Raw genomic sequence first — 11,715 nt, 5'->3', positions numbered from 1 at the left:
TGTTTACGCATTCGGTAGAGCAGGGGCCCCTTCTTGACAACGGCTGACGTGCGGCCGGGCGCAGCGGCACGGGCCGTCCCGAGCGGGAGGGGGTCAGCGCAGGCCGGCGGCGGCGAGCAGGTTGCCCTCGGCGACCCGCAGCGGGCCGCCGCCTCCGCTCATCCGCCGCTCGGCGCGCTCGGCGGTGAACGCCGGGGCCTTGGCGATCGCCGAGGCGTACGCGCCGGCCGTGCGGCGCGCGATGGCCGCCCAGCCGTACTGCTCGTGCACCATGGTCCGCGCCCGGCGGGCGAGCGCCCGGGCGCGCTCGGTGTCCGACAGCAGGGCGTGCACCGCCTCGGTCAGCGCGTCCGGGTCGTGTGGCCGGAAGGTCATCCCGGTGACGCCCGGCTCGACGATCTCGGCCAGGCCGCCCGTCGAGGCGACCGCCAGGGGCGCGCCGGCCGCGGCGGCCTCCAGGGCGACCATGCCGAACGGCTCGTAGATGCTCGGCACCGCGAAGCAGTCCGAGGCGGCCATCACCGCCGGCAGGTCGGTGCCGCCGAGGAAGCCCGGCATGCTGACCGTGCCGCCGAGGCCGAGCCGGTGCACCTCGGCCTCCAGGGCCGACTTGTACGGACCGTCGCCGACGATCACCGCGCGCAGCCCGGGGTGCCGCTCCCGCAGCCGGGGCAGCCCGGCGAGCAGGTGCTGCACGCCCTTCTCGTAGACCAGCCGGCCGGCGAAGGTGACCAGCGGACCGTCGCCGGCGAACCGGGCCCGTGCCGAGGCGACCGCCGACGTCGGCACCTTCCAACGGTGCGGCTCCACCCCGTTGGGCACCACGTCGACCCGGGCGGCCGGCACGTCGAACAGCGCGCCGATCTCGTCGCGCATGTATCCCGAGCAGACGATCACCCGGTTGGACTCGGCGCTGATCCAGTGCTCGACGCCGTGGATGGTGCGGTTCATCTCCTCGGGCAGCCAGCCCTGGTGCCGGCCGGCCTCCGTGGCGTGGATCGTGCTGACCAGCGGGATGTCGAGGTGGTCCCGCAGGGTGATCGCGGTGTGCGCGACGAGCCAGTCGTGGGCGTGGATGACGTCGTAGGTGCCGGATTCGGTGGCGCGTAGGGCGGCGCGGGTGAGGGTGTGGTTGAAGGCCATGGTCCAGGCGAGGAGGCTGCCGGTGGACAGGGGGAAGGTGACGGGGTCCTCGGCGGCGCGCAGGATGCGGACGCCGTCGGCGTACTCCTCCAGGGGTGCGCCCTCGGTGTGGCGGGTGACGACGGTGACCTCGTGGCCGGCGGCGGCGAGGGCGACGGAGAGGGCGTGTACGTGGCGGCCGAGGCCGCCGACGAGCACCGGCGGATACTCCCAGGAGAGCATGAGGATGCGGCGGGTCTGCGGGGGCACCCCGGACCCGGCGGGCTGCGGGAGCTGAGGCTGCGGGGTCTGGGACCGTGAGGTGGTGCTGGGCCGGCAGGGCCGGTCCGTGGCGGTGGCGGTCTGCTCGCCGGCCCGCAGGGTCGTCACATCGAACTCCGTCCGTGCAGGGTGGAACGCGCCGGCGACGATGGCGGCGTGACAGGGCATGGTGGGGTGGCCGAGGGCCGAGCGGGAACGCGTGCTTGCGCACGCCCCCGCATCAAGGAAAGGGCATCCGGGCCCGAACCGCATCCTGAGAGGGCCCAAGGTGACGGACACCACCCAAAGGTCCAGTCGGTATCAGGTGGGTGGGAACGGCGGCTGCCGGTGCGGCTGGCCCGCGCCGGCGGCTGGCGCACCCGGCTGGCGCTGCCCGGCAACAGTGTTACCGACGTGTTCACCGGGCAGGTCTACAGTGGGGCTGAGCTGCTGTTGGACGATCTGCTCGACACTCTTCCCGTCGCCCTCCTCGCACCCACCGCCCCCGTGGAGGCTGCCGCATGACCGAGTTCACCGTGTGGGCACCCGAGGCCGCCCGGGTCCGGCTGCGGCTGGCCGGCGACACCGACCACGAGATGCGCCCCGGGACGGGCGGCTGGTGGCGGGTCGAGGTGCCCGGCGCCGGCCCCGGCACCGACTACGCGTTCGTCCTCGGCGACGACGGCCGGGCCCTGCCCGACCCCCGCTCGGCGTGGCAGCCCGCCGGGGTGCACGGGCCGAGCCGGCGCTACGACCACGCCGCCCACCGCTGGGGCGACGCCGGCTGGACCGGCCGGCAGCTGCCCGGCAGCATCCTCTACGAGCTGCACATCGGCACGTTCACCCCCGAGGGCACCTTCGACGCGGCGATCGAGCGCCTCGACCACCTCGTCGACCTCGGCGTCGACCTGGTCGAGCTGCTGCCGGTCAACGCCTTCAACGGCGAACACAACTGGGGGTACGACGGGGTCTGCTGGTTCGCCCCGCACGAACCGTACGGCGGCCCCGACGGGCTGAAACGGTTCGTCGACGCCGCCCACGCCAAGGGCCTGGGGGTGATCCTCGACGTCGTCCACCACCATTTCGGGCCCTCCGGGGCCTACGCGCCGATGTTCGCGCCGTACCTGACCGAGCGGAGCAACACCTGGGGCCGCGCCGTCAACCTCGACGGCCCGCACTCCGACGAGGTACGCCGCTACATCGTCGACAGCATCGTGATGTGGCTGCGCGACTACCACGTCGACGGCCTGCGCCTCGACGCCGTGCACGCCATGCCCGACACCCGCGCCACCCACCTGCTGGAGGAGATCGCGGTGGCGGTGGAGGCCCTGTCGACCCGCCTGGGCCGGCCGCTGTCGCTGATCGCCGAGTCCGACCTCAACGACCCGAGGCTGGTCACGCCCCGCGAGGCCGGCGGCTACGGCCTGCACGCCCAGTGGAACGACGACGCCCACCACGCCCTGCACACCCTGCTCACCGGGGAACGGCAGGGCTACTACGCCGACTTCGGCTCCCTGGAGTGCCTGGCGCAGGTGCTGACCGGCGCGTTCTTCCACGCCGGCACCTGGTCCAGCTTCCGCGAACGCAGCCACGGCCGACCCGTCGACCGGCAGCGCGTGCCGGGGCACCGCTTCGTGGCGTACCTGCAAAATCATGACCAGATCGGCAACCGGGCCACCGGCGACCGGATCTCCGCGACGCTCACCCCGGCACTGCTGCGGGTCGGCGCGACGCTGCTGCTCACCGGCCCGTTCACCCCGATGCTGTTCATGGGGGAGGAGTGGGCGGCCAGCACCCCGTGGCAGTTCTTCACCAGCCACCCGGAGCCGGAGTTGGCCACCGCCGTGGCCACCGGGCGCAGGCGCGAGTTCGCGGCGCACGGCTGGCCGCCCGGCGACGTCCCGGACCCGCAGGACCGGCAGACGTTCGTCCGCTCCCGGCTCGACTGGGCCGAGCTGGACAAACCCGAACACCGCCGGATGTACGACTTCCACCGGCGGCTCATCGCCCTGCGCAAGAGCGACCCCGACCTGTCCGACCCCCGGCTGGACGCCGTGGACGTCCGGCACGGCGACCAGTTCCTGGTGATGCGCCGGGGCGAGCGGATGGTGGTGGCGAACCTGGCCGGCAGGCCGCAGCGGATCACCCTGCCCGGGGTGGCGCGGCGGGTGCTGCTGGCGACGGGCCAGGGCGTCTCGGTGACCCGCGACCGCATCGAACTCCCGCCGGAATCGGCGGCGGTGGTGGCGCTGTGACGGGAGCGGGCCGGTGCTCCATCCCGGTGGAGCTGGGCGCTCGGTGCTTCACCGGTCGGCACCTCGGCCTGTCCGGACCGAGGTGACGATGTGCTGGCTGAGCGTGATCGCTTGATGATCTGTGAGACGACACGCCGGGCGGGTTTTCCATAAACAGCACACGATCACGGATGCCAACCCGGAACGCTTCGGGACCCAGTAGATCTTGGTACCAAATGGCCCTTCTGGGGGCCTAAATCTACCAAGATCTACTGGGTCTCCGTTTATCGTCAGGACGGCAGTCGGTTCTGCGTCGGTGGCGATCACGTTCGCCTGCCGCCAGGCACGTTGCCGTGCGTCTCCCGCACTTCGACACATGGCTCAAATCGGGCATTAGGCGGCGGTCGCGACCTGACGCAGCACCGGATGGTGGTCCTCCCATGCGCGGCGTACACCGCGCGGCAGGTAGAGATCGTTCCACACCCGGATCAGGGTTGGACCGTCCAGCCAGGCGCACAGCTCGTCAACGTGCACCGCCTCGGTCAGCACGGTCTCGTACATCGCGGTGAGCGCCCACTCGTGATCAAGGTCGACCTGTCGGTCGGGGCGCCAGAGTAGACGGTGGGGCAGCTCCACGACGCCGTGGGTCGGCCCGCTCAGGGCGGCGAGGTCATCGGCGACCAGGGCGCTGCGTCCCGGTCGGCTCTGATGCCGCCGGGCGGCGCGGATCGGCGTGCCTCCCACGCGCTCAGCCTAGCCCTTTGAACGCAGACTGCCAGGCAGGACACCCGCAGGGTGGCCTGGTGATACTTGGCTACGAGGACCCCTGCGCCCGGAAGCGTCTCGGGCATGCCCTTGATCCGTAGCACCTGCATCGTACGGTCGATCACCGGCTCGGTGACCCCGTAGTGCTCGAAAGTCAGGAGCCCTCCGGCAGTTTTCCGGTTACGTAGGTTCCTTTACCTTGTCGACCCTGAAGCTCTCCGGTGATTTGAAGATGTTCGATCGCACGTCTTACTGTTCCGATGGAACAATCGTACTTTTCCGCTAGTTCCGGCAGGGAGGGGAGCTTGTCTCCCTCTTTGAGTTGCCCCGAAGCTATCGACTTCCTGATGTCGTTGATGACGACTCGGAAGGTCGGGATGTAGCCGCTCATCAGCCTAGTAGATCAGTCTGCACCGATAGCCATGTCCAGTATGTCACTTCTTTCAACAGTGCTCACTCTGCTTACTTTGTCAGTAGAGTGAGCTGCGCCAGGGATGGATGCTCAACAAGGAGCGGCATGTCCAGATGGAAGTGGTACCAGCGTCCGGGTAGGCCCGTTGACTACGTGGCAGGTGAACCGAGTGCCAAAGGGCAGTCGGGCGACCCCCGACCGGCGCGACGAGGCCAGCCCCTGCCGCGTGCTCAGGCACGTGAGGGCCGCAACCAGAGGTGGGCCGTGGTGCCGCCCTTCTGTCGATGGAGGCACCTATGCGCGGTGACGAACCAGCGGTGAGCCGGGGCGAACAGGCCGAGGAGGCGGAGCGGGAGGCGGCCAGGCAGCGGCTGCTCGCCATGGCCGAGGCGGAACGCGTACCCGTGGAGGACTCCACGCGGGCGGTCCCGGACCGGCGGTGGCGGCGTGACCAGCGTTGACGAGCCGATCGGTCGTCGGGTCGCCCGCTGGCGGGTGCGGCGGCGGCTTACCCAGCAGATGTTCGCCGACCGGCTCGGCCGGTCGAAGAGTTGGGTTGACAAGGTTGAGCGGGGCGTGCGCGCGCTGGACCGGTACGCGGTGATCCAGCAGGTCGCCGAGGTGTTGCGGGTCGATCCGCTGGTGCTGCTCGGCGAGCGCCGCACGCCGCAGTCGACCAGGGTGGGCCGGCTGGACGGGGTGGACGGGATCCGGGCGGCTCTCGCCCGCTACGACGTGCCGCACCCGATGGCGTCGGCGGCGGAGACGGGCCGGCACGTGGCGCACGCCTGGCTGACCTACCAGCACGGGCACTACGCGCAGGTGGTGCGGCTGCTGCCGGGGCTGCTGTCCGCCGCGCAGGGCGTGCGGGCGGCGGAGCCGGGGCTGCTGGTGCAGGCGTACCGGATCGCGTCGTCGGTGCTGGTGAAGCTCGGCGAGGCCGACCTCGGCTGGCTGGCCGCCGACCGGGCGGTGGCCGTGGCCGGCGGCGACCGCGTGCTGGCCGGGGCGGCGACCGTCTCGGCCGCCCAGGCGCTGCGCGCGCTGGGCTACGACCGGTTGGCGCTGGTGGCGGCGGTGGCCGCCGTGCACCGCATCGCACCCGCACCCGGGCCGGAGGCGGCGTCGGCGGGGTCGGCGGTGTCGGAGGCGGCGACGGCGGTCCACGGGGCGCTGCTGCTCCAGGCCGCACTCGCCGCCGCCGGCTGCGGCGACGCCCACCGGGCCGGGGAGCTGACCGACCGGGCCGACGGCGTCGCCGCCCGGGTCGCCGCCGACGACCCGCACCGCACCGGCTTCGGGCCGGTCGCCGTCGAGTTTGCTCGGGTGGTGACGGCGGTCGAGCTGGGCGACGCCCGGGCGGCCGTGGCCCGGCACGAGCAGGTGGTACGGCGGGACGCGTGGCTGTTGCTGCCCGCCGAGCACCGCGCAGCGTACCTGGTGGACGCCGCGCGGGCGTACCTTCAGGTTGGCGATCAGGGTGGGGCCGGGCGGGCGCTGGTCGACGCGGACCGCGTCGCGCCGGCCGAGGTCCGGTGCCGGCCGGCGGCGCGTACGGTGCTCGCCGAGGTCGCGTCGGCGCACCCGGCACCGGCCGGCGTGGCCCGCCTGGCGACGCTGGTCGGCCTGTCCCGCGAGGGAGATGGGGGGAGCGGTTCGTGATCGGGTTCTTCCGGCGGTCGGTCGTGGTGGCGGTGCTCGTGCTTGCACCCGGGCCCCTGGCGGGCTGCCCGGCGGGCGAGGTTCCTGCCGCCGACGGGCCGACCTCCCCCGCGCCGTCCACCCCGACGGAGTCCACCCCGACCTCGGCGTTCGCCGCCCTGGAGCGGCGGTTCGACGCGCGGCTCGGCGTGTACGCGGTCGACACGGGCACCGGGCGCACGCTCGCCCACCGGGCCGACGAGCGGTTCGCGTACGCGTCGACGTTCAAGGCCCTCGCGGCCGGCGCGCTGCTCGCCGCCACGTGGACGCGGAGCTGGACCGTGTTGTCCGCTACGCGCGGGCCGACCTGGTGCCGCACTCCCCGGTCACGCAGCGGCACGTCACGGGCGGGATGACCCTGCGCGCGGTCGCCGACGCGGCGGTGCGCCACAGCGACAACACCGCCGCCAACCTGATGCTCGCCGAACTCGGCGGCCCCGCCGGGTTCGCGCGGGCGCTGCGCGGCATCGGCGACACCGTCACCGACCCGGCGCGCACCGAGCCGAGCCTCAACGAGGCCGCGCCGGGCGACGTCCGCGACACCAGCACGCCCCGCGCCATGGCCACCTCCCTGCGGGCGTACGCGCTAGGCGACGCGCTGTCCGCCGCCGACCGGAGCGTGCTGGTCGACTGGCTCCGGCGCAACACCACCGGGGCGACGCTGATCCGGGCCGGCGTGCCGGCCGGCTGGCGGGTCGGCGACAAGACCGGGGCTGGCGGGTACGGCATCCGCAACGACATCGCCGTGCTGTGGCCACCCGACGGTGCCCCGATCGTGCTCGCCGTCATGTCCCGCCGCGACGCGAAGGACGCGGAGCCCGACGACGCGCTGATCGCCGAGGCAACCCGGGTGACGGTCGGCGCGCTGCGCGGTGCCGGCTGAAACTGCTTCGCCCGCGCCCACCTCGCCCCGGTACGATCGCCGGATCGTTTCGCCGCCCGGGCCTTGAGATCCGCGGTGGCCTCCCCGGCAGGTCCCCGGCTGAGAGAAGGTCTCGTCAATGGCATGTCGTATCGGTGAGCTCGTGCTCGGGTGCCGCGACCCGGAGCTGCTGGCGCGGTTCTGGTGCGAGGTCCTGGACTTCGTCGTGCTCGATCGCCAGGACGGCGACTACGTGGAGATCGGGCCGCGTGAAGGTTTCGGCGGTCCACAGCCGACGCTCTTCCTCGTTCGCAGGGACGAGCCGGAGCGGGGGAAGTCCCGGCTGCACATCGACGTCAACCCCACCGACCGCGATCAGGCTGCCGAACTCGAACGCCTGCTGAAGCTCGGTGCCCGCCCGGCCGACATCGGCCAGCCGGGCGAGGCGCAGTGGCATGTCCTGGCCGACCCCGAAGGCAACGAGTTCTGCCTGCTCAAGGCCCGCCTCGACCCACTCTGATCCGGAACTCGTGCTGTCTGCGGCGGGAGTCACGGCGGCGACCGCGGCGACCGTGGCGTTGCCCGGGGCGGCGGAACAGGCGGCGTGGGCGGGGTCCCCGGGCCGGGAGTCGACCGACGCCGCGCAGCGGCGCCTGCGGGACGTGGCGCGGCTGCGGTTCGGCATGTTCAACCACATCAGCCTGGGCACCTTCACCGACGAGGAGTGGGCGCGGCCGCACCAGTCCCCGGCCCTGTTCGTGCCGCCGCAGGTCGACTGCGAGCAGTGGGTGGACGCCGCCGTGGCGGCGAAGATGAGCTACGGCGTGCTGACCACCAAGCACCACGACGGGTTCTGCCTGTGGCCGTCGAAGTTCACCGACAACACCGTCGCCAACAGCGGCTACCGGCACGACATCGTGGACCAGTACGTGACGGCGTTCCGCTCGCGCGGGCTCAAGGTGGGGATCTACTTCTCCATCTGGGACCGCAGCCACGGCGTGGAGGCGTACGACACCCGGCACGGCGTCGGGGCAGGCGAGGTGATCCAGCCCGGCGACGTCACCTACATCCTCGGCCAGATCCGGGAGCTGCTGACCGGCTACGGGCCGATCGACATGTTCATCACCGACGGGTACGCCTGGCAGATGGGCCAGCAGGCGGTGTCGTACCAGCAGGTCCGGAACCTGGTGAAGTCCCTGCAACCGAACATCGTCATGATCGACCACGGCGGGCTGTCCCAGCCGTGGCGGACCTGGAACCCAAGTGGACGTCGCTGATCCTCAACTGCCCGCCCAACCGCGACGGTCGCCTCGACGACAACATCGTCGCCCGGCTCGCCGAGGTGGGCGCGGCCTGGCGGCCCAAGGACCGCCCGAGCCTGCCGGCGCAGCCGAGGCGCTGCGAGCACCCGGTCACCCCGGTCAACGCGTACGCCACCGGCTCCTTCGGCAACGAGGGGCCGCTGCGCGCCATCGACGGGCTCAGCGACAAGGGATTCGAGACCTGCTGGTCGACGTGGCGCCTGCCGCTGCCGCAGGCCGTCACCGTCGACCTCGGCGGAGTGTGGAGCAACGTCTCCACCCTGGAGTACCTGCCCAAGCAGTGGAACCGCAACTATCTGACCGACGGTGACATCACCTCGTACACGATCTCCACCAGTGTCGACGGGATCACCTTCACCGAGGCGGCCCGCGGCACCTGGGCCGGCGACCTGCCCACCAAGATCGCCGAGTGGTCGCCGCGCAAGGTCGGCTTCGTGCGGCTGGAGGCACACTCCGGCACCGACGACTACGTGAACGTCAGCGGCCTGCACATCGGCGGCCGGCGTAACCGGCCCGCCCTGATCTCCCGGCTGCCGCTGACCACGGGGACCTACCGGATCGAGGCCCGGCACAGCGGCCGGGTCGCCGAGGTCGCCGGCACGGGCGACGGCGCGAACATCGCACAGGCCACCTGGCGTGATGCGGACAGCCAGCGGTGGACCTTCACCGCCACCGGCGACGGCTACTTCAAGATTCGCAGCGTGGCCGCCGACAAGCTCATGGAGGTGGCGGGGCTGTCGCGCGCAGACGGAGGCAACGTCGCACTGTGGGCGGACGACGACGTCTTCCAGCAGCACTGGGCGATCACCCCGGTCGCCACCGGCACGTACCTGGTGACCAACCGGCTCAGCGCCCTCGCCCTCGGCGTCGCCGCCGCCGGCACGGCCGACGGGGCGAACATCGTCCAGGGGGCGTACGCCGCGGCGGCCCACCAACAGTGGCTGATCACCGCGTCGTGACGCTTGCGTGGGCCGGTGCCCGGCCGAGGCAGGGCCGGGCGCCGGGCCCGCGAGGTCAGGGGATCGGCCACTCGTGGACCGGCCGGTTGCTGTGCATCAGCTCCACGTAGTGCCGGACGACCTCGCGCAGCGCCTCCGGCCGGTCCAGGTGGTCGGCGGACTCCAGCCGGTGCAGCGTCTCCACCTGCCAGGTCGCGCCGTTTCGGCCGGTCAGGCAGCGCTGCTCGATGATCCCGAGCAGCCGGTCCCGCTCGGCCGGGTCCAGCCCCCAGCGGTCCAGGCCGTGATGGGCCAGCGGGAGCAGCCGGCGCAGCACCAGCTCGGTGACCGGCAGGTAGCCGAGGCCGGGCCAGTACACCTGGGCGTCGATGCCGTGCCGGGCGCAGCTGGTGAAGTTCTCCTCGGCGGCGCTGAACGACATCTGCGACCACAGCGGCCGGTCCGACTCGGCGAGGGCCCGGACCAGCCCGAAGTAGAACGCGCCGTTGGCGACGGTGTCGAGCACGGTCGGGCCGGCGGGCAGCACCCGGTTTTCCACCCGCAGGTGGGGGCGGCCCTTGTACACGTCGTACACCGGTCGGTTCCAGCGGTAGACGGTGCCGTTGTGCAGCCGCAACTCGGCGAGCTTCGGCACGTCGCCCCGGGCCAGCGCCTCCGCCGGGTCCTCCGGGTCACACACCGGCAACAGCGCCGGGAAGTAGCGCACGTTCTCCTCGAACAGGTCGAACACGCTGGTGATCCAGCGCTCGCCGAACCACACCCGGGGGCGTACCCCCTGGGCCTTGATCTCCTCCGCCCGGGTGTCGGTGGCCTGCTGGAACAGCGGGATGCGGGTCTCGCGCCACAGCTCCCGGCCGAACAGCAGCGGCGAGTTCGCGCCGAGGGCGACCTGGATGCCGGCGACCGCCTGGGCGGCGTTCCAGTGGTCGGCGAACTGCGCCGGGCTGACCTGGAGGTGGAACTGGGTGCTGGTGCAGGCCGCCTCCGGGGTGATGGTGTCGGCGGTGACCGCGAGCCGCTCCACCCCGCTGATGGAGATCCGCAGGTCCTCGCCCCGCGCGGCGAAGATCTGCTCGTTGAGCAGTTGGTAGCGCGGGTTGGCCGACAGCGTCTCGGCGGTCAGGTGCTCAGGGCGCAGCGTCGGCAGGATGCCGATCATGACCATGTGCGCGCCGACGCCCCGGGCCTTGGTCTCGGCGGCGTTGAGGCTGGCCCGCACATGTTCCTCGAACGCGGCGGTGCCCGCGCCGGCCAGCCGGCGCGGCGCGACGTTGATCTCCACGTTGAACTGCCCCAGCTCGGTCTGGAAGCTGGGGTCGGCGATGGCGGCGAGCACGTCGGCGTTGCGCATCGCCGGCATGGACTCCTCGTCGACGAGGTTCAGCTCGATCTCCAGCCCGGTCATCGGCCGCTCGACGTCGAACCGGGACTCCCGGAGCATCTCGGCGAAGACGTCCAGGCACCGGTGCACCTTCTCCCGGTAGCGGGCCCGGTCCTCCCGACTGAAGGTGCGCGCCCCGACTTCCTCGCCCATGGTCACCGCCCTGTCACCGTTGGTTCCCCCAACCTCGCACGCCTCGGCGGCCCGGGGGAAGACCCGAAGGTCCTGCTACGTACCCACCTGCGGCCCGCGTGATCCCCGTCGCCTCGGCCTCCCGCCCCGCTGGGGCACGGGCGGGCTGGCTAGCATGGCCGGCAACCGGTGGGGGAGTGGCGATGCGCGAGAAGATCACGAAGTTGTTCGTCGCGGCGGCGATCGCCGAGGCGTGCTCCTGGCTGGCGCTGCTGGTCGGCATGGCCGTCAAGTACGGGCCGCCGGGCAACGAGATCGGCGTGCAGATCTTCGGCCCGATCCACGGCGGCCTCTTCGTCGCGTACGGCGTGCTGGTGCTGGTCGTGGCCCGGCTGCACCGGTGGCGGACGTGGCCGACCCTCGTGGCGCTGGCCTGTTCCGTGCCGCCGTTCGCCACCCTGGTCTTCGAGCGCTGGGCCGCGAGGCGGGGCATGCTGCGCACCGCGCCCGAAACCGACCGCCCCCTCACCCCGGTCGGCTGACCGGCGCCGGCGCTTCGTGCCG

The 11,715-nt window shown here is 72.4% G+C and carries 12 protein-coding genes and 1 pseudogene; 9 read left to right on the top strand and 4 right to left on the bottom strand.

Going from position 1 to position 11,715, the window contains the following annotated elements:
* Positions 1-93: 93 nt before the first annotated feature.
* Positions 94-1,512: a glycosyltransferase family 4 protein gene (locus ACFT41_RS21840; RefSeq protein WP_377613963.1), complete on the bottom strand. Its 1,419-nt coding sequence runs from the start codon at positions 1,510-1,512 to the stop codon at positions 94-96.
* A gap of 219 nt (positions 1,513-1,731) precedes the next feature.
* Between ACFT41_RS21840 and ACFT41_RS21835 the strand changes: the two genes are divergently transcribed.
* Positions 1,732-1,908, top strand: a complete 177-nt coding sequence (locus tag ACFT41_RS21835; protein WP_377589546.1) for a hypothetical protein — start codon at positions 1,732-1,734, stop codon at positions 1,906-1,908.
* Entirely contained in the window at positions 1,905-3,638 is a 1,734-nt protein-coding gene (gene treZ / locus ACFT41_RS21830) for a malto-oligosyltrehalose trehalohydrolase (RefSeq protein ID WP_377589545.1), read from the top strand. The genes ACFT41_RS21835 and treZ overlap by 4 nt, the downstream gene beginning before the upstream one ends.
* Before the next feature lie 372 nt (positions 3,639-4,010).
* Here treZ and ACFT41_RS21825 read toward each other — a convergent pair whose 3' ends face one another.
* Positions 4,011-4,361: a hypothetical protein gene (locus ACFT41_RS21825; protein ID WP_377589544.1), complete on the bottom strand. Its 351-nt coding sequence runs from the start codon at positions 4,359-4,361 to the stop codon at positions 4,011-4,013.
* Positions 4,362-4,536: 175 nt separating this feature from the next.
* Positions 4,537-4,773, bottom strand: a complete 237-nt coding sequence (locus ACFT41_RS21820) for a GntR family transcriptional regulator (protein ID WP_377589543.1) — start codon at positions 4,771-4,773, stop codon at positions 4,537-4,539.
* A 317-nt stretch (positions 4,774-5,090) separates the two neighbouring features.
* Between ACFT41_RS21820 and ACFT41_RS21815 the strand changes: the two genes are divergently transcribed.
* From ACFT41_RS21815 to ACFT41_RS21790, 6 genes and pseudogenes are all read left to right on the top strand, one after another.
* Positions 5,091-5,255: a hypothetical protein gene (locus ACFT41_RS21815; RefSeq protein ID WP_377589542.1), complete on the top strand. Its 165-nt coding sequence runs from the start codon at positions 5,091-5,093 to the stop codon at positions 5,253-5,255.
* Positions 5,242-6,456, top strand: coding sequence for a helix-turn-helix domain-containing protein (locus ACFT41_RS21810; protein WP_377589541.1), 1,215 nt, complete (start codon positions 5,242-5,244; stop codon positions 6,454-6,456). The genes ACFT41_RS21815 and ACFT41_RS21810 overlap by 14 nt, the downstream gene beginning before the upstream one ends.
* Positions 6,453-7,378 (top strand): annotated as a pseudogene (gene bla / locus ACFT41_RS21805) (class A beta-lactamase). The gene ACFT41_RS21810 and the pseudogene bla overlap by 4 nt, the downstream one beginning before the upstream one ends.
* A 118-nt stretch (positions 7,379-7,496) precedes the next feature.
* Positions 7,497-7,877, top strand: coding sequence for a VOC family protein (locus tag ACFT41_RS21800; protein WP_377589540.1), 381 nt, complete (start codon positions 7,497-7,499; stop codon positions 7,875-7,877).
* Positions 7,878-7,887: 10 nt separating this feature from the next.
* Positions 7,888-8,634, top strand: coding sequence for an alpha-L-fucosidase (locus ACFT41_RS21795; RefSeq protein ID WP_377589539.1), 747 nt, complete (start codon positions 7,888-7,890; stop codon positions 8,632-8,634).
* On the top strand, positions 8,601-9,638 hold the full coding sequence (locus ACFT41_RS21790; protein ID WP_377589538.1) for an RICIN domain-containing protein: 1,038 nt from the start codon (positions 8,601-8,603) through the stop codon (positions 9,636-9,638). The genes ACFT41_RS21795 and ACFT41_RS21790 overlap by 34 nt, the downstream gene beginning before the upstream one ends.
* A 55-nt stretch (positions 9,639-9,693) precedes the next feature.
* Here ACFT41_RS21790 and ACFT41_RS21785 read toward each other — a convergent pair whose 3' ends face one another.
* Positions 9,694-11,172: a glutamate--cysteine ligase gene (locus ACFT41_RS21785; protein WP_377589537.1), complete on the bottom strand. Its 1,479-nt coding sequence runs from the start codon at positions 11,170-11,172 to the stop codon at positions 9,694-9,696.
* Positions 11,173-11,354: 182 nt separating this feature from the next.
* Between ACFT41_RS21785 and ACFT41_RS21780 the strand changes: the two genes are divergently transcribed.
* Positions 11,355-11,693, top strand: coding sequence for a DUF3817 domain-containing protein (locus ACFT41_RS21780; RefSeq protein ID WP_377589536.1), 339 nt, complete (start codon positions 11,355-11,357; stop codon positions 11,691-11,693).
* Positions 11,694-11,715 lie beyond the last annotated feature (22 nt).

The organism is Micromonospora sp. NPDC057141 (genome assembly GCF_042670805.1).
GTDB lineage: Bacteria > Actinomycetota > Actinomycetes > Mycobacteriales > Micromonosporaceae > Micromonospora.
Note: the sequence above shows the minus strand (reverse complement) of the source record. Positions and strands in the feature narration are given on the sequence as shown.